Annotated in this window: 1 protein-coding gene; it reads right to left on the reverse strand. The window is 66.7% G+C overall.

What is annotated here, in order from left to right:
• Nucleotides 1-65 precede the first annotated feature (65 nt).
• Nucleotides 66-19,856, reverse strand: coding sequence for a DUF7507 domain-containing protein (locus FKZ61_RS13800; protein ID WP_141610714.1), 19,791 nt, complete (start codon nucleotides 19,854-19,856; stop codon nucleotides 66-68).
• Nucleotides 19,857-19,884: the final 28 nt, after the last annotated feature.

The raw sequence follows: 19,884 nt of genomic DNA on the forward strand, positions 1-19,884 counted from the left end.
GAGAGGGGCGGGTTGTGAACCCGCCCCTCTCTGCTTTCAGGTGCGCCTTTCAAAGATCCGCCGACTTACCGACGCTCAACGTGGGGCAGATAGATCCGGTATCCGTCCCACGGCGCCAGCATGCCTTCGATGGGCCCATACTCGATGGTGGCCCCGTCTCGCGTCACCTCCTGTAGCCAGTAGAAGTAACGGACGTTGCGCTCGGCCGTGGTATCTTCGAAGCGGTAGGTACTGTTGTTGCCCCGGGCCTGGATCAGGTTGGGGGTGATACGGCTGGCATGGGCCCGCTCCCCATCGACGCTCCGCCAGATGTGGAAGCCCCGGGTATTCACCTCCAGGCCGGTGGACCAGGTCAACACCAGGTATCCGTTCTCCACCACCGGCACAAACCGCTGGAGCTCGATGGCATCCGGCCGGTTGTCGATGATCACGTCCACCACATCCTCGTTGTCATCCGGGATAGGATCGTAGGCCGGCAGGTCGGTGACCACCCGGGCCACGTTCTGGACCACGCCGGGCAGGGCATTGCCATCCACCGTTGCGATCAGGGTGAACCGCTGTTCCTGGCCCACCGGAATGTCGCCCAGCTGGCAGCGGACGCCTGTTTCAGTTACCGTGCAGGGCACGGTGGCGCTCACATAGTTCAGCCCGGCCGGCAGGAAGTCCGTCACGACGACGCTGATCGCCGGTGATGGCCCCGCGTTGTAAACGCCGATGGTGAAGGTGATCCGCTGACCCGGATAGACGTGGGTGATCTCCCCCGTCTTGGTGATGGCCAGGCTGACCACCGGCCCCACCACCACGGCCCGCTCGCCTGTGTTGTTGGTCTCTTCGGGATCGGGCGTCTCCGCAAAGACCACCGCATCGTTGTCGACCGGCGTGCCGGGCGGCAGGTCTGGCGCCACCTGGGTCACCGCGGTGATGATAACCGTGTTGCTGACGGCCAGGGTACCCAACTGACAGATATGGTCCACACACACGCCCTGGCTCGCCTGGAGCTGGAGCAGGGTGAGCTGCGGCGGAAGCACTTCCTTCACATCCACCCCCTCGGCGATGGACGGACCCCGGTTGTGCACCCGAATGGTGTAGGTGACCGTGTCGCCAGCTTCGACCGGGCTGTGGCTGGCCTGTTTGTCCACCTCGATGTCGGCCACGCCAAAGGCCTGGGTCTGGGCCTCACTCCGGTTATTAGCCAGATTCGGATCGGCCGTGTCGCTGGAGACATAGGCCGTGTTGCGTATCAGGATGCCCTTGGGCAGGGGGCTATCCACCACCACCTGAATCTGCAAGGTACGGGATTCGCCCACGCCCAGGTTGCCCAGATCCCAGCGCAGGGGCGCCGGCCCACCGTCCGGATTTGGCGTGGCGCCCAGGAAGATGAGCCCGGCAGGCAGGGCATCCGTCACCACCACATTTTCAGCCACCGACGGGCCAGCATTCTGCACCAACAGGGTGTAGGTCATGGATTCCCCGGCCACCACCAGGTCGGTACTGGCACTCTTCAGAACGCTGACATCCGCCTGGGTGGCCACGGGGTGCCGGGCCTCGGCCTGGTTGTTATCCAGAACCGGATCCCGGGTGTCACTGCCCACCTGGACATGGTTCACCAGCTCGCCGGCGGCGTCGGGCGGCAGGCTGACCACCACCCGCAGACTCTGGCTGGCGCCGGCCGCCAGGCCGCCCAGCGAGCAGCGCAGGATGCCCTCGGCAACCAGGTCACACCCGGGATGTTCCACGGCAGTCACGCCCGCAGGCAGGGTGTCGGTCACCACCACCCCCAGGGCGTCGGCCGGCCCCAGGTTGCTCACCTGGATGTGATAGATGATGGTCTGGCCGGCCACCGCCGCGTCGCCGCCAGACGCCGGCTCACCGAGCTTGACCACGGCCAGGTCGGCCACAGCGCCCACTTCCACAGGCACGTCGTCCAGGTTGTTGTCCTCATCCGGATCGGGCTGGTTGGCCTGGACCAGCGCGCTGTTCAGCAGCTCGGTGCCGTCGGGAATGTTGGAAGCCAGCCGGGCGACGATGGTCACCGTTGCCGTGCTGGGGCTGCCGTTGTAGGGGAGCGTCCCCAGCAGGCAGACCACCCCCTGATCGCACAGCCCCTGGCTGCTGGTCACCTGGACCACGGTAAGGCCACCCGGCAGGGCATCGATGATCTTGACGTCGGTGGCGTTCGCCGGGCCGTAGTTGGTCACCACCAGGGTGTAAGTGACCAGGCCACTGGCCAGGGCGGCTCCGCTGTTGGCCCGCTTCTCCAGGGCCAGATCCGCGGGCGGACCGAAGAATTGCTGGACCGTGGTCTCGGCGAAATCGCTCAGCACCGAGTCGGTCAGCGGCGTGCTGCTGGACAGGCTCACGTCGTTGCGCAGCACCGTGCCGGTGGGCACGTCTGGGGCCACAAAGACCACCAGGAGGAAGCTGCGGGAGGCGCCGGCCGGCAGGGTGCCCAACTGGCAGGTGAGCACGCCGGCCGGGTTCTCCACACAGCTATCGGTATCGCTCATGTAGCTGGCGCCCGTGGGCAACACGTCCACCACGGTGACATCATGGGCATCGCTGGGGCCGTCGTTGACCACATCGATGGCGTAGACCAGGGACGATTCCGGGCTGACCGGGTCGTTGAGATCCCGCTTGTCGATGCGCAGCCGGGCCAGGGTCTCCACCGTGGTCAGCAGGCTGTCCTGGTTGTTGTCCAGCTCGGGATCGGGCGTGGCCGTGAAGACGGTGGCCGTGTTGCTCAGGACAGTACCGGCTGCCAGACCGGACGGCACCCGGCCCACCAGGGTGACGGTGGCCACTTCGCCGAGGGCCATGTCCCCCGTCTGGCAGATGTCCTGGGCGCAGGCGCTGACACCGCTGCCGGAGCGCTGGATGGTCCCCCGCACGAAGGTGACGCCCTCGGGCAGGGAGTCTTTCACATCCACCAGCCGGGCGGTGGAGGGACCCAGGTTGGTCACCACCACGGTGTAGGTGATCAGGTCGCCCGCGAAGACGGTGGCCGGGCCATGCTTGGTCAGCTGCAGATCGGCCAACGCCACCACGCTGGTGTCCGCATCGCCCTGGTTGTTGTCCGGCGAGCCGTCGGGAGTGCTGCTGCCCACTTCCCCGGTGAACTCCACGCTGGTGCCGGGCACCACATCTGGATCCACATCCACCCGCAGGGTCATCTCCCGGGACGCCCCTGGGGGCAGCGGGTCGGGGGTGGTGAGGCGGAACAGGCCGCCGCCCAGATCGGTGGCCGTCCAGCCGGCAGGCAGGGTGGCGGTGTTGAAGGCCGTGCCTGGCGGCAGGGTCACGGTCACCACCACACCGGCCGCGTCCGACGGGCCATGGTTGACCACGGTGAGGGTCACGGTCGCCTGCTCGCCGGCGTTGACCGTGGGCGTGGAGCCGATCACCAGGGACAGGTCGGCCCTCGGCGCCAGGGGCGTGGCCAGCACCGCACTGTTGTTCGCCTGGTCCGGATCGGACGTGGCGCTGGCGACACTGGCCATGTTGGTCAGGGTACCCGTGAGGGTCGGCGCCAACTGCCCAACGATGGTGATGACCGCGTCCGGGATCCCACCGGGCAGGCCATTGGGCGCGGCCGGCAGGGTACCCAGGTTGCACGGCAGGGCAGTGCAGCCACCCACGCTGCTGCTCACGCTGGTGGTGCTGAAGCCCATGGGCAGCAGATCGTTGACCACCACCTGGGCTGCATCCGACGGGCCGGTGTTGTAGACATAGAGCCGATAGGTCAGAGTTTCGCCGGGTACAGCCGCGCCATCGGCATGGCCGCTCTCCGCCACCTTGACGATGGAAAGGTCGGCCAGGGTCGTCACCGTGGAGGTGAATAGATCCTGGCTGTTGGCCGGGTTGGGGTCGGGGTTATCGGCGAAAATTTCCGCCAGGTTGGTGATGATGGTTCCGGCGGCCAGGGAAGCATCCACCTGGGCCACCACCGTCACCGTGATGACCGCGCCCACCTCCACCGTGCCAAACTGGCAGAGCACGCCGTAGAGGTCGGGCAGGCAGAGCCCCTGGGTGCTGCTGGCGGCGTTGCTGCCGGCCAGGGTGACCCCTTCGGGCAGGGTATCCTTCAGATCCACGTCCGTGGCAATGGCCGGGCCATTGTTGGTCACCAGAATGGTGTAAGTCACCTGACCGCCGGCCGTCACCACGGCATCGCCCACCTTGTGGACGGCCAGATCCGCCGGCGGGGCGAAGGTCTGCTGGACGGTGTTGGTCACCAGATCGCTGACCGGCAGGGCGTTATCGGCATCCGCGGTGGCCGTGTTGGTCAGGACAGTGCCGCTGATGACGTCATTGGGCGCCAGCACCGTGACCAGGATTTCGTAGCGCTGGTTCACGCCCAGGTCGCCGGCCATGCAGGTGATCAGCCCGCCCTGGGCGCTCCCGTCGTGCAGGCAGTCCACGCCGGCGGCCTGATAGGTGACGCTGGGCGGCAGGGTGTCGGTGATGACCAGGTTCTTGGCCACCGACGGCCCGGTATTCGTCACCGTCAGCCGGTAGAAGATGGTTTCGCCGCCGGCCACAGTGGGATTCAGCGTGGCCTTGTCCAGCTCCAGGTTGGCCAGGCTCTGGATGGTCGTCGTGACAGAGGCCTGGTTGTTCTGGAGGTTGGGATCGGCCACCAGGCCGTCCACAGTGGCCGTGTTGGTCAGGATCGCCCCATCCTCCACATCGGCGTCCACCGAGGCCACGATGGTGACAGTGATGATTTCACCGGTGAGGCTATAGACGCCCACATTGCCGATGGAACAGCCCACCCCCTGGGAACAGGTCCCCTTGCCGGGCTGGATGCTAGACGTGCTGTCCGCGCTGACATAGGTGAGCCCGGAGGGCAGGATGTCCTCCACGAAGACGCCTTGGGCCAGGGATGGACCCAGGTTGGTGATGACCAGGGTATAGGTCACCAGGTCCAGACCGGCTGTGGCGGTCATGGGGCCGGTCTTGGCGATGGCCAGGTCCGAATTGCCCACCACCATCGTTTCTACCACGGCGCTGTTGTTATTGGGGTTGGGATCCAGGGTGCCGCTGCTTTGGGCCGTGGCCTGGTTGACCAACTGGGTGCCGATGGTGGTGCCGGCCGCCACCATACCCACCACCGTGATGCGGACGCTGTTGGTAATGCCGACGGCCACGTTACCCAGGGGACAGACCAGGCGCGGACTGCCAGAGCCGGTCACCAGGGTACAGGAAGCGCCGTTGGAGACGGTCACAGCCAGGCTGCCCGTCACGATGGCGCTGGGCAGGGTGTCGGTCAGGGTCACGTTGAGGGCCTCGGACGGCCCCAGGTTGTTGACCACCACGGTATAGGTCAGGGTCGTGCCCGCGATGACCTGCTCTGGGCCAGACTTGGAGACGCTGAGATCGGTGCCCGAACGCACGGTGGTGGTGGCCACGTCCTGGTTGTCCAGGGTGTTGAGCTCGATGGAGCCGCTGGTCACAGTCACCGTGTTGGTCACCACCAGGTTGTCCGGCAGGCCGCTGTTGACCGAGGCGATGATCTCGATCAACTGGGAGGAGCCAGCCGGCAGGGATGGAATGGTGCAGGTGACGACGGAGCCGCTACTGGTGCAGTTGAAGCCCAGGGTGGCCTGGACAAAGGTGGTGTTGCTGTCCAGGGTATCGGTGATCACCACGTCAAAGGCGTCGGACGGCCCCGCGTTTTCCACCAGCAGCTGATAGCGGATGGTGCCTCCGATGGTGGCCGGATCGGGGAAGTCCTGCTTGGTCACCTTCAGGTCTACCACCTCCGCCACGGTGGTGGCCGTCGAAGCCTGGATCGGCACCGGCGGGTCCAACTGCTCGGAGAGGACGCTGGCCGTGTTGGTGAACACATAGCCGGCCCGCAGATCGGCATCCACGTCCACCACGATGGTGACCGTCACGACTTCATTGACGGCCAGGGTCCCCAGGAGACAGATGATGCCGCTGTCGCAGACCCCACCGTTGCTGGCCGTCACCGAGACCAGGCTGGTGCGGTCGGGGATGGTGTCGATCACCCGGACATCGGTGGCGGACGACGGGCCGTGGTTGGTGATGACGATGGTATAGGTCAGGAGTTCACCGGCGATCACCGGATTGGGTGCGCTCGCCTTGGTGACGCTGAGGGCCGCCACGGCCAGCACCTCGGTGTCCGCCTCGGCCACATTGTTGTCCGGGTCAGGATCGGGGGTGCTGCTGTCTACCTCCGCCTGGTTGACCAGGCTCAGTGCAAGCGGCGCGTCGGCAGCCACATCCACCAGGATGGTGAAGACCTGGGTCGCGTTCACCGGCAGGGGATCGGTGGTCGCCACACAGACCACCACACCGGAGCCGGGCGCCGTCTCGCTACAGGCGTTGGAGGCCGACCGGAAGCTGGTGCCAAAGGGCAAGGAATCGGTGACAACCACCTGTTCGGCGGGAGTCGGCCCCCGGTTGGTCACCGTGAGGGTGTAGAGCAGGGTCTCACCGGCCGTGGCCGGATCGGGCCAATCCGCCTTGGTCAACACCAGGTCCGCCAGGGCAGACACCGCAACCACCGCGCTGTCCACCTGGTCGTCGCCGGGGTTGGCCAGCGGCGTGGTGGTGGTCACCGACGCGGTGTTGGTGACCAGGCCCGTGGCCCAACTGGCCAGGGTACCCACCACCTGGATGGTGGCCGAGCCACCGGCGGCCAGGTCGCCCAGAGAGCAGGGGAAGCCGGAACAGCCGCCCACGCTACTGCTGACGCTGGGGTTCTGGAGCTCCGCAGGCAACACGTCGGTAACCACCACGTTGCGCGCCGTGCTGGGACCGGTGTTGGTCACCACGATGTGGTAGAAGACCAGACCCCCCGGATCGGCCACGGGCGGGGTCACCGACTTGTCCAGGTAGAGGGAAGCCTGGGCGGTGACAGTCGTGGTGGTACTCGAGGTGTTGTTGTCCGGATTCACGTCGGTGTTGTTGCTGCTCACCTGGGCTGTGTTCACCAGGTTGCCGGTCACATCGCCGGCCACCAGCACCGAAACGCCCAAGGTGATGGTGCCTCCAGCCGCCAGGTCGCCCAGGTCACAGGTGATTCCTGCGTTGCAGGTCCCCTGGCTGGTGGAGACGGACATCACGGTCACGCCGTTGGGCAGGGCATCCACCAGCTGGACGCTGCTGGCCACGGCGGGCCCATGGTTGGTGATCAGAATGGTATAGGCCAGGACGTTGCCGGCCAGGGCGGTGGCCGGCCCACTCTTGGCCACGGCCAGGTCCACGGCCCCACCCGCCGGCTGGCGCACGGTGGCCGTCACGCTGTCGGTGGCCGTGATGCCGCCGCTAGCCGCGACCAACACCTGGTTAAGGAGCTCCAGGCCGTCGGCCGCCTCTTCGTCCACCCGAACCTGCAGCAGGTAAGTGGCGCTGGCCCCCGGGTTCAGGTCGCCCACGGCACAGGTGACCAGGCTGCCGCTTACACTGCAGCCCTCACTGGCGCCGGCAAAGGTGACGCTCACCGGCAGCGTATCCGTCAGCGCCACATCCCGGGCCAGCGACGGCCCCTGGTTGACCACCTCAATCTCGTAGAAGAGGACCTCGCCGGCGTTAACCGGGCTGTTCAGAGCCACCTTGGTCACCCGCAGATCCACCTGGGTGGCCACGATCACAGGATGGCTGGCCACGTTGTTGTCCGCCACCGGATCGGTGGAATCACTGAAGACGGTGACCCCATTGGTCAACACGGTGCCCGGGGCCAGGTCGGCGTCGGCCCGGGCCACCAGGGTCACGGTCACCTGTTCGCCCACGGCTACGGCCCCCACCTGGCAGATGCCGGCGACACAGCTGCTGAGGCCGCTGCCGGTGCGGGTTACTGTCGCCGACTGATAGACCAGGCCCGTGGGCAGGGCATCCTGGATCTCCACGCCCTGGGCCTGGGACGGACCCAGGTTGGTCACCACCAGCGTAAAGGTGAGCAACGAACCCGCAGTGGCAGTCACCGGCCCGGTCTTGCTTACCGCCAGATCGGCCAGGGCCAGCACAGTGGTGTCGGCGTTGTCCTGGTTGTTGGCCAGGTTGCTGTCACCGGTGAAGCTGCCCACCTGCCCGTCAAACTGGATGCTGGTGCCCGGCTCCACGGTGGTCACCGTGGTCACCAGGGCCGTGATGACCACCTGGGCACCCGCAGGCACGTTGCCCAGGGAGCGGGTGTAAATGCCGCCGCCCACAGGGGTCCAGCCGGCCGGGGCACTCACCTCCGGCGGGAAGGTCGCCGTGACCACCGCGCCCTCTGCCACCGAGGGGCCATTGTTGGTCACCGTGTAGGTGACCAGCACCGTCTCGCCCGCGTAGACCGTGGGGGTACTGGTCACATCCAGGGCCAGGTCTGCCACGGTCTGCACGGTGGTGGTCGCCGTGCTGGAGACGCCCACCGGATCTGCCTGGCTGGTGGCGGTGGCCACGTTCACCAGGTCTCCCGTGGCCGCCGCGGCCACGGTCCCATTGACCAGGATGAGCGCGCTGGCGCCAGGTGCCAGGGTGCCCACCACACAGGTCACCGTGCCGCTGCTTACGCTGCAGCTCCCCTGGCTGGAAGAGGCATAGGCGTTGATGATGCCGGCCGGTAGGGGATCGCTGACCACCACGCCCGTGGCGTGGGAGGGGCCGGTGTTGCTCACCACAATCTGGTAGGCGATGCCCTGGTTGGGCGTCACCGTGGCCGGCCCCAGCTTCAGCACCCGCAGGTCATCGTCCACGGTGACGGTGACCCCGGCACTGGCCTGGTTGTTGTCCGGGTTGCTGTCCGGGTTGGAGGACGCCACCCGGGCCACATTCAGCAACGGTGTGGTCTGGTCACCCCGGACCCGGGCCACCAGGACCACGGTGGCCGTTCCGTTCACAGCCAGATCGCCCAGCAGACAGGTAACGCCGGCGTTGCAGGTCCCCTGGCTGGCGGAGATCGCCTCCAGCACCACTCCTTCCAGGGGCAGGGCGTCCACCACCTGCACGTTGCTGGCCGCAGCCGGCCCCAGGTTGGTGATGGTCAGGGTAAAGGTGACCCGCTCCCCGGCCACCACGGTGGAGGGCGTAGCTGCCTTGGCGATGGCCAGGTCCGTGGCCGCCAGGTCGCTGCCCGCAGCCACCGTCTGCTCGCTGGCGCTGTTGTTGGCCCCGTTGGGATCGGGGGTGCTGCTGCCCACGGCGACGCTATTGTTCAGGGTGGTGGTGGTCGTCAGGCTGGCATCCACCCGGCCCTCCACCAGCACCGTCCGCACGGCACCGGGCAACAGGGTACCCAGGAGACAGGTCACCACGCCGCCGCTTTCGCTACAGCCGGGCGACGCGCCCACGTAGTCCAGATTGGCGTCCAACGTATCGGTGATCACCACGCCGTAGGCCGTCGAGGGGCCGGTATTGCTCACCACGATCTGATAGAGCAGCGTCTCGCCGATGCGGACAGGATCGGGCAGATCCCGCTTGGCCACCGAGAGGTCGGCTGCACGGCTCACCGGCGTGCTCACGTCGGTGAGGTTATTGCTGGTGTCGGGATCCTGCTGGTCGGCAGAGACATGGGCGCTGTTGGTCAGGGTAGCCCCCTGGTAGGAGGCGTCTACGGCCAACGTGGCGGTCACCAGGGCCGTGGTGCCGCTGAAGAGGGTGCCCAGATGGCAGGCACCGCCCAGGCTGCAGAACTCGTTGCTGGCGTCCGGATTGTGGGCCACCAGGGAGAGCACCTGGGTGCCCGCCGGCACCAGCTCCAGCACTTCCACGTTGGTAGCAGCCGACGGACCCAGGTTGGTCACCACCAGGGTGTAGGTGATGGTCTCGCCTGCGGTCACGCTGCCCTGACCCGTCAACTTGGTGATGGCCAGGTCCGCCTGGGTGCCCACCCCCTGCACCGTGCTGGTCACCGTTGCCGTGTTGGCAGGCGACGGATCCGGGGTGCTGGACTGGGCCGTGACCGTGTTCGTCAGGATGCTGCCGGCCTCGGCAGCCTGGCTGACCGTGACCGCGATGAGGAAGCTGCGGGACGCCCCGGCCGCCAGGGTGCCGACCGTACACACGGCCTCGCTCCCCACCAGGCTGCATCCACTGCTGCCACCGCTCCAGCTCACACCGGCGGGCAGGGTGTCGGTCACCACCACATTCTGGGCGTCCGACGGCCCCAGATTGGTCACCACCAGCTCATAGAGCTGGCCACCCCCTGGCGCCACCGGCTCGTAGAGGGCCACCTTGTTGACGGTGATATCCGCCTGCTGGGTGACCGTGGTGGTGACGGCCGCACTGTTGGCCACCGGATCGTCCGGGTCATCCGGCGTGAAGACGCCGGCCACATTCACCAGCCCGGCCGCCAACACGTCGCTGCCCACCCGGGCGGTCACGGTGATGACCCGACTCTCGCCGGCCATCAGGGTGCCGAACTGGCAGACCGTCCCGCCACAGATGCCGCCGCCGCTGGCCTGGATGTCCACCAGGCTCATACCCACGGGCAACTCATCCTTCACATCCACCGAGCGGGCCAACCCAGGACCGGTGTTGGTGATGACGATGACGTACGTCACCAGCTCCCCGGCCACCACCGCCCCGGCCGGCGCCAACTGCTCCTTGGTGATGGTCAGGTCGGCCTGGGCAATGATGCTGGTATCCGCGCTGTCGCTGTCGTTCAAGGGGTTGGGGTCGGGCGTGCTGCTGCCCACGGTCACCTGGTTCTCCAGGCTGCTGCCCGGCGCCACGTCGCTGGCCACCGTTGCGGTCACCAACACCGTCTCGGTGGCGCCAGCCGCCAGGGTGCCGAAGGAACAGACGATGGTGCTCCCCGACCCTGTGCAGATGCCCCCAGGGGTCACCGCGACCAGGGTCAGGCCTGCCGGCAGGGTGTCGGTCACCACCACGCCCTGGGCGTCGGCCGGCCCGCTGTTGTGGAGCTGCACCGTGTAGGTCACCGTGTCTCCGGGGGCGGCCGTGGCCGTACCACTCTTGACCACACCCAGATCCGCTTCGGTAACCAGAGCGGGATTCACCACGGCGCTGCCGCTGGAGCCGGGCGTGGTGGAGGTCACCTGGGCCGTGTTGGCCAGGGCACCGCTGCCGCTGACGTCGCTGGCCACCGTACCCATGATCTGGAGGGTGGCCGAACCACCGGCCGGCAGGGTCCCCAGGTTGCAGGGCAGGCCATTGCAGCCCCCCTGGCTGGCCAGCACCAGGGAGAGCTGGAAGCCGGCCGGCAGAGTATCGGAGACGGTCACGTTGTGGGCGTCGGCCGGCCCGGTGTTGGTAACCACGATGTAGTAGGTCAGCTCCTCGCCGGGAACGGCCGGATCCGGCACGGCCCACTTGGACAGCGCCAGATTGGCCTGGGCCACCACGGTCACCGGGGCCTCATCGGTGTTGTTGGCCTGGTTCAGCTCCGGAGCCGGGCTGCTCACATGGGCCGTGTTGGTGTAGACGCCCGGACTCACCCCGGCCGGAATGGCGAAGACCAGGGTGATGGTGGCCTGTTCGTTGATGGACATCTCGCCCAGGTCACAGACCCCACCGCTGGCGCAGAGGGCCTCGGACGTGTCCTTGCTGGTGACTGCACTCACCAATTGGAAGTCCCGCGGATAGGCGTCCACCACCTGCACCGCCGAGGCCGGCGCAGGCCCCAGGTTGGTCACCACCAGGGTATAGGTCACCAGGCCACTGCCGGCCCAGACCACGGCCGGATCGGCCACTTTGGTCAGGGCCAGGTCCGTGGGTTCGCCCACCGGCTGCAGGTAGGTGGTGGTCTCGGTGTCGTTGAGCCGGCTCTGTCCCACGTCGATGGGCGTGGTGGTGGTAACCCAGACGCTGTTGGTGCCTACCGTACCGCTGACCACGCCGGAGTTCACCCGGACATGGATCAGGTAGTCCCGGCTCTCCCCCACGGCCAGGTCACCGGCCACGCAGGTGACAACGCTGCCCGAGACGGAACATTCGGGGCTGGCGCCTTCGTAGCTCACCTCCCCGGGCAGGGTATCGGTCACCACCACGTTCTCGGCCAGGGATGGCCCCGTGTTGGTGACCACGATTTCGTAGAAGTAGGTGTCGCCGGCATAGACCGGGTCGGTCAGATCGACTTTATCCACCTGGAGGGCCGTCAGGCCGCTCACGGTGGTGGGCCACTGGGCCACATCGTTGCTCGGGTCGGGATCCGCCGTGTCGCTAAAGCTCTGGGCGGTGTTGGTGATCAGCCCACGGACATCCGCGCCCACCGACGCGGTGATGACCATGGTGACCACCTGGCCGGGCGACAGATCGTTGAGCTGGCAGATGCCGGCCACACAGCCGCCCTGGCTGGCCGAGCCTTCCACGAAGGTGAGCCCGGCCGGCAGGAAGTCCTTCACATCCACATCACGGCTGGTGCTGGGACCGTTGTTGGTGAGCACCAGGGTGTAGGTTATCAGTTGGCCCGCCGTGGCCGTGATGGGCCCCGTCTTGTTTAGGGCCAGGTCGGCCTCGGCATACACCTCCGTCTCGAAGGTGGCCGTGTTGTTGGTCTGGCTGCCGTCGGAGGACTGGATGGTGAATTCGGCCCGGTTGGTCAGGTCCGCGCCGTGGGGCGTATCCGGATCCACCGTGGCGGTCACCAGGATGGTGGCGGAGACGCCGGCGGGAATGTTACCGATGACGCACTGCACCAGATCGCCGTCCGGGACGGGGGTGATGGTACAGCTGCCCGTTCCGCCTCCGCCGCCAATCTGGTAGGTGGCGCCGGTGGTATCCACCTGGAAGGGCATGGTATCGGTGACGATGGTCTGAACAGCGGTGAAGGGACCGCTGTTGGCGACGCTGAGCACGTAGGTGATCACCGAGCCAGCCGTCACGGTGAGGGGGCCGGTCTTGTTGATGCCCACTTCGCTGACCGTGAGCTGCGCGCTGTCCGAAGTGATGTAGTCATCCACGCCCCCGCTGCTGTCCCGGGTGTCGCCGTAGGGATCGTCGGGCAGGCTGGTCCAGGTGGTGCTGACGATGTTGGTGAAGAGGGCCCCAGGCTGGGTCTCCGGCGGCACCACCACGTTGTAGCGCAGCCGGATGGGGTTCAGCGCGGTGACGGTGGTGGGGATCACCGTCCAGCGGGCCAGGAGTTGGGGCAGGTTGTCATCGTCCACCAGGGAAGCTGGCGGCCCGGCGTACTGTTGCCAGGAGTTGGAAATGTAGTTCAAGCCCGCAGGTATCACGTCGGTCAGCGCCACGTTGTAGGCCGGCACGGTGGAAGTGGTGTGGTGGTAGAGCAGGATCTCGTACGCGGCCACGTCGCCCGGCTGCGCGTTGCCAGGTACAACCGATTTCTCCACCACGAGCTGGGGCTCCACCAGGGTCACCGTGACGGGCACGGTGGTGGTCACCTGGGGACTGTCATCCGCGTTGCGGTAGGCCACGGTGGCCGTGTTCGGCTTCTCATCCCCGTGGTTGCTGGCGGCCACATCCGCCACCACCAGGCGCATGGTCCAGAGGATGGTGGCCGGTGCGCCGGTGGGGTTGACGATGTCGCCGTCAAAGGCCAGGGTGACCGTGCTGCCGCCGCTGCCATCCCCGCCGCCGGCAGGGACCTGACTGATGGTGTAACCCGGCAGGCTAAAGGACGGCGAAGTGGTCAGGGAGAGGAAGCTGGTGGGCGAAATGTAACGCAGGCCGGCCGGGATGGTATCGGTGATGGCCGGGTTCAACTGGGTGAGGCCGGTGGGCACGGTGATGTAGATGGTGTACGTGATGGCCTCGCCGATGGTGTAGTCCCGGTCGTCCCACAACACCTTGGCGATGGTCACGTCGGCCGTCCGGGCGGTGGCCTGGGTGTCGTCTCGATAGTCGTTGATGCCGCCGCTGCCATCCCGTTCATTCGGATTGGGGCCGGGCAGGCTGGTGTAACTGACCACGGCCGTGTTGGTCAGGAGGGAGCTGGGCTCTGCGTCGCCGTCGATGCTCACTACGTAGGTGATGACAATGGTGGGCGAAATGGGCGCGATGCTTGCGTAGGTGACGCTGATGCGCTGGCCGGTGGTAAAGGTGCTGGCCGGCGGCGGCGACACCTGCAGGCTGTTGGGCACCAGGGTGAACTTGTCCGGAATCTGGTCCACGATCTCCACATCGTAGGCGGTGGTGCTGCTGGCCGACGTATGGCTGACCGTCACCGTGTAGGTGATGAGGTCGCCGGCCCGGACGGCATTGCCGCCAGCGCTGTGGCCTTTGGCAATGTTCAACTCCGGCTCAATCACCGTCACCGTGTCCGAGTCGGTGAACTGGTAGGGCTGGCCGTCGTCCAGGTAGGTAAGGTAGGCCTGGTTGGTCCGGACCTGTCCGTCCACATTGGTGCCGATGTTCTGGACGAAGGAGGTGATCACTGCGGTGATCTGGATCTGGCCCTGGAGGTTGCCCAGGTTCCACTGGATGGTGCCGCTGTTGCCCGGGGCGGGCGCCACGTCCGGGCTGTGGACCGTGACCGTGGGCCCGCCGCTGTCGCCGTCTACATCCTGGCGGACCGTCAGCGCTGCGGCCACGTAGCCCAGCCCTGTGGGCAGGATATCGGTCACCACCACATTGGTGTAGACGTAGTTGCCGAAAAGGGTGGCCGTGATGGTGGACGTGAGCTCCTCGCCGATGGTGGCCTGCGCCCGATCGTTCTCCTTGTCGAAGATGGCCAGCGCGCTGGCATAGGTGTGGAAGGTGGCGGCATCCTGGAGACAGCCGCCGTTGTCACATTCACTGTGGATATCCAGGCTCAGACCCAGGTCGGTGGGCGCGGCCACCACCGTGGCCGTGAAGACGGCCTGGAACGTGCCCCCTGCGGCCAGGGCCGGGATGAACCAGGTGATCACATTGCCCGCGACCACCGGCGTGATGTTTTCACCGCCGCCGCTGCCGGTGGAAACGCCCGCGCTGATTCCCGTGTAGCCGCTGTCTAACGTCTCGGTGATCAGCACGTTGTAAGCCGTGCCGGTGCCGCTGTTGCGCACGCCGATGGTCCACTGGTAGCTCTGCCCGGCCTGGACCACCCGGGTGATGGGCGTCTGGAAGGCGCCGCCGGCCAGATCGCCGGCGAACGCCGGCCGCTGGATGGTCAGGGTATTGGCGACCGCCGCCACGTCGTCATAGGGATTGCCACACGTATCCTCGTAGCGGATGTCAGCCAGGTGGCCGCCGCTGGTGCCCGGGGTGGCGCAGGTACCAGTCACGCTGGACACATTGAAGCGCAGCACGTTGTCGCTGAGCTGATCGATGGCGCTGTACAGCCAGGTCAACACCCCGGTGGCACCGATGGCCGGCTCCACGGTGGGCGTGGGGGTATTGCCGCTGGCCAGGCCGGCATAGGCCAGGCCGGCGGGCAGGGTGTAGGTCAACACCACATTCTGCGCGCGAGCCCCGTCGTTGGAAAACCGGATCTCAATGGGGCCAGGGCCACACTGGTTCAGGGTGGCATTCTGGGGCGAAACGGTGAAGACCGGCTTGGTGTCGATGGCCGCGGTGGCCGAGACGGGCACCGTCAGACAGAGGTCCCCACCACAGCTGTAGGACGCCTGGACCAGGTTGGTGTTGTCCGCGGTACAGGCCTGGGCCGCCACCGTGCCGGTGATGAGGAAGGTAATGGTGTCGGTGGGCGTGCCGGCCGCGCCCAGGGCATCCCCTCCCTGAAGCTCCCAGTGAAGGACGGTGGGCGAAATGTCCTGACTGCTGGTCAGGGGGGTGGTTTCGGTCACCGTAAATTGGCTGGGGAGGAAGTCGTCCACGAAGAGGTTCAGCACCCGCTGGGGACCCACGTTCTGGACTTCCACCTCCCAGACCAGGGTATCGCCGACGCCCGCAAAGGCGGTGTCATCGAAGCCGCTGTTCTCCGTGGCGTTGCGCACCTGCTTGCGCACCACCAGCTCCGGCGCATCGGTAATCAGCGATTGGCTCTGTTCGCTGAAGGTCAGGGGCAGGTCACACACATCCCGGGCCGTGCCAAAGGAGCGCACCGAGACCAGGGTGCCCCGACAGTCCGTCTGAACCCGGAAGCGGATCAGCACCTGCTCGCCGGCGGCCCGCTCGGCCAGGATCTGGTAGGCCTGGGTGTTGGTGGGGTAGGTGGCCACGTCCCAGGTCAGGGTGTAGACCGTGTCCAGGCCTACCACGTTGCTCAGCACCGTGGGCGTGAAGGGCACGTTGGCCAGCCCGGCCACCACGGCGCCGCTCTCGTCGGTCACGGTGGCGTAGGCAGAGCCGGTGACAAAGATGGCATTGGTGATCACGTCGGTGATCACCCAGTTGAACTCGGTGGCCTGGGCCGAGGTGTTCTTGACCACCAGTTCCACCTCGCCCTGCTCACAGAGGGGGAGGTTGGCCGTCTGGTCGTTGCTGCTCAACAGGGACGAGATGGGGGGCAAGAGCTCCACCGTGGCCGTGTCGTAGTTGGGGAAGCAGGCCCCATCCACCTGGCCACAGCTGCGGGAAAGGCGGATCTCCACCACGTCGGGCAGGAGACAGGTCTGGATGGCAGCTTCCACATCAAACTGCAGGCGCGTGCCGGCCGGGAGCCCCGGATCGGCCGGGATGGTGAAGGTGATGATGGCCCGGCCGTCGGGCAGGCTCCCCACCTCATACTGGACGGAATCGATCACGGCCTGGGGGGCCGAGGCGCTGGAGACGGTGAAGGTAACAAAGTCGTGGCCCGCGGGCAGGGTGTTGGTGACCACGATCTGGGTGGCAGGGATGTTGCCGCTGTTGTTCACATAGAAGCGCCAGGCCACTTCCCGCTCGTTCACGGTGAAGCGGTTGGGCGTGGCAAAGAGGGTCACGTTGGACTGGTTCAGGAGCGTGCCGCCCACGTCCTGGGAATCCCGCTGGATATCACAGCGGTCCTGATAGCCCAGATCGGCCGTCAGAGGATCGGTGATCCCACAGGAGCGGAAGAGGGGGAAGCTGATGTTCCCCGGCCCATCCAGGTCCAGGGTGGGCGGGAAGGTGAAGGTCACCACGTTGCCAGCCTGGGTTACGGTGGGCGTGTAGCCCACGAAGGCGCCCCCCAGGGTGAAGTTGGTGGGCGTCATTACATCCCCCGCGCTGGCGGTGAAGGTCACCACCACATGATCTGTCAGGGTATCCGGGCTGCCCCCGTCCACCGTCAGGGTGACGGTATTTTCCCGGCAGGCGTTCAGGGCCTCCGGCGACACAGAGACCGTCAGATCGCCCCGCTGCAGGGTGACAAAGGTCCCCACATAGCCGATATAGTCGTCGTTACAGGCGGGAAGGGGGCTGTCCATGCGGAACTGGGAGAAGAGGAAGGCCGTCTGGCTGGGCTCGTCGTTCACGATGGAGCCGGCAGCCGCGGTCACCTGGTAGGTGATGTCGATCTCCGCGCTGGTGCTGAAGGTGCCAATGTTGGAAAAATCGATGACCAGGGGCGGCCCCAGGGTGATGGTCACATCGCCGGTGCGGTCCACCCCATCCACCAGGACACTGGTGGTGCCCGGCACCACATAGAACGGCGCGTTGAAGGTGCCCGCGCCCAGGGTATCGGTGTAGATGGCCCCCGTCCAGGTGATGCCGGTGGTGATGGACATGTTGACCGAGATCAACTGGTTGATGTCCGGGCTACAGAGCTCAATGGGCGCCGCCGATTTGGTAAAGGTGTTGTTGGGGCTGAAGGGATCCTGCACGTAGGTGAGCAGGCTATCGCTGTCGGACAGGTTACACTCGGGGCAGGTAGGCGAACTGGCCGCCACCGTGTTGAGCACGCTGCCCCCGGCGCCACAGCTAAAGACGCCGCTGTCCGGCACGGTGACGTTCAGGAAGAGCTGCTCGCTGTAGGGGCCGGTACCGGCAGGCGTCAGCGTCCAGTAGACGGTGTCGCCACTCTGGGTGACCGAGCCGCTGGTGGTCAAAACCGAGTTGAGGATCAACTCGCCGGGCACCACATCGGTGACAAAAATGGGGCCGCTCAAATTTTCTTGATTGTCGCCGGCTACCGTCACGGTATAGGTGAAAGTATCACCAGAATCAACCACCTGGGGACCCGACTTGGTCACATTCAGGGTCGGTGAATCCTGGGCCAGGGACTGGCTGGTGGAACCCGGCGTGCCGGATTTCTCCAGAAGCTGGCAGGCATCCTGGTAGACCGGCGTGAGATCCAGGCTGACCGTCTCCACCGCACAGAGGTTGGCCGTGGTCAGACGCACGGTGAAGGTGAGTGTCTCGCCGGCCCGAAGGGTCCCGGCGGGAACACCCCCGGTGTAGATGAGCTGGTTGCCGCTCTGCACCCAGGGTCCGCTCTCCACCGCCAGGGTGGCCCCAGCCACGCTGGCCTGGAGGCGCAGGTTGCGGGCTGCCCCGCCTGTGTTGGTGACCGTCACCGGAACCACGGCGTCCAGGCTGCCACAGTAGCTGACAGTGGGCAGCTCGCCGATGGTCACCGAGACGGCCGGATCCTCCAGGGAGAAGAGAACATCCACCTCATCGGTGACCGGGTTGCCAGAGGTCCCGGTGCCGTCGGCGTTGCCGATGGACCAGGTGGCGGCCACGGTGTTGGTCAGGTTGGTGCAGGAGGCCACCGTCGCCGTGACCACATACTGGAAATTCTCCCCCACCGCCAGGTCCACAGGCGTGGCCGGAGGCAGGGTCACATTGGCGTAGCCGCTGCCGATGGTGTCCGTAAGCTGGGCGCCGTACACCACCCCCAGCCCTGTATTTCGCAGGGTGACCGTCCAGGTGATGGTGTCCCCGAAGGAGGCGGACTGGAGTTGGGGGGACTTTTGTACTGTCAGGTTCCCCCGCACGGTGGGGACATTTTCGGTGGCCGATTTACAGCTGATGGGCGACGGGCTCCCGCTCAACAGTTGGACGGTGAGGAACTGGGCCGAGATGGCGTCGGCGTTGGTGGCCAACCGGAAGGTGAAGGTCATCACCTCGCCCGGCTCCAGGGCCTGGGCCTGGGCATCCCCCGTCAGGGTGATGGTGGCCGTGGCGTCCGGTGCGCCCGTGCCCGTATCGATATAAGAGAGGGTGCCGCTGTAGCTGCTGGTGGCGGTGGCCGAACCGCCCAGGTAGTAAAATCCCTGGTTGGGGTTGATGAGCAGACTCACTTCGGTGGTGCTGATGGCGCTCTGGTTGCGCACGGTCACCGTGTAGACATCGCCGGCTGTATTGCCCCGGCTCACCGCATAGGGCGGCAGGGTGAGGGTCATGTCCAGCTGGGAGGCAGGCGCACAGACACCTGCCGCCGGCTGCAGAGTGGGAGCCGGAGCCCCCGTCGCCTGGAGCCCGGCCGAGCGGGTGGCCCGGGGCTCGGCGCTCAGGGCCATGAACCAGGCAGGCGCCAGGGCCACAGCGTCCTCCTCCCCGCCGGACCGGGGCGCAGCCGGGGCAGGCGCAGCCGCCGTGTCAATCCCCTGCCAGGTCTCAGCGACTGGCGATCCTGCCAGGTCGGGCAGGGCGGGTGAGGCGGCCAGGGGTTCGCCCGTCCACAGGCGCCAACCTGGACCGATCTCTTCCACGGCCGCATCTACAGCCGGACTGGCCGCGGAGCCTGCATACCAGGAAGGCAAGAGGCTGCCCAGGTCTCCTGGCTGGGCCAACGGCTGGGCCACAGCCGGCACCGGCAGCTCCCGGGCGGGCAGAACAGGCAGCGCGTCCGGCAGGGCCAGGGGGGCAGCACCCAGGTCGCCGGACGCGGGAGCAACGGGACGGGCAAAGGGGACCGGTGGGTTGACCCCTTCGTCTGCCAGCGGGGCGACAGGCAGGGGCGCGACCGGCTGGCTCCTCCGGCTGCTGGGGAAGCTCAGCGGCGCGGTCAGATCCGGGAGGAGCAACGGGGTCAGATTCGTCAACACCATGGACAGGATCACCAACAGGTGCAACCAGCGACGAAGCTGATCGCGATCCAGGCCGGTCAGGACGCGGGCGTCGGCGTAGTACATGTTATCACCCCTGATAAGTCCAAACTGC

This window comes from Litorilinea aerophila, assembly GCF_006569185.2.
GTDB classification, from domain to species: Bacteria; Chloroflexota; Anaerolineae; order Caldilineales; family Caldilineaceae; genus Litorilinea; species Litorilinea aerophila.

Bases quoted from the DNA above. Each gene is read 5' to 3' on its own strand.
- FKZ61_RS13800 (WP_141610714.1), bottom strand. From the start codon at position 19,856: ATGTACTACGCCGACGCCCGCGTCCTGACCGGCCTGGATCGCGATCAG.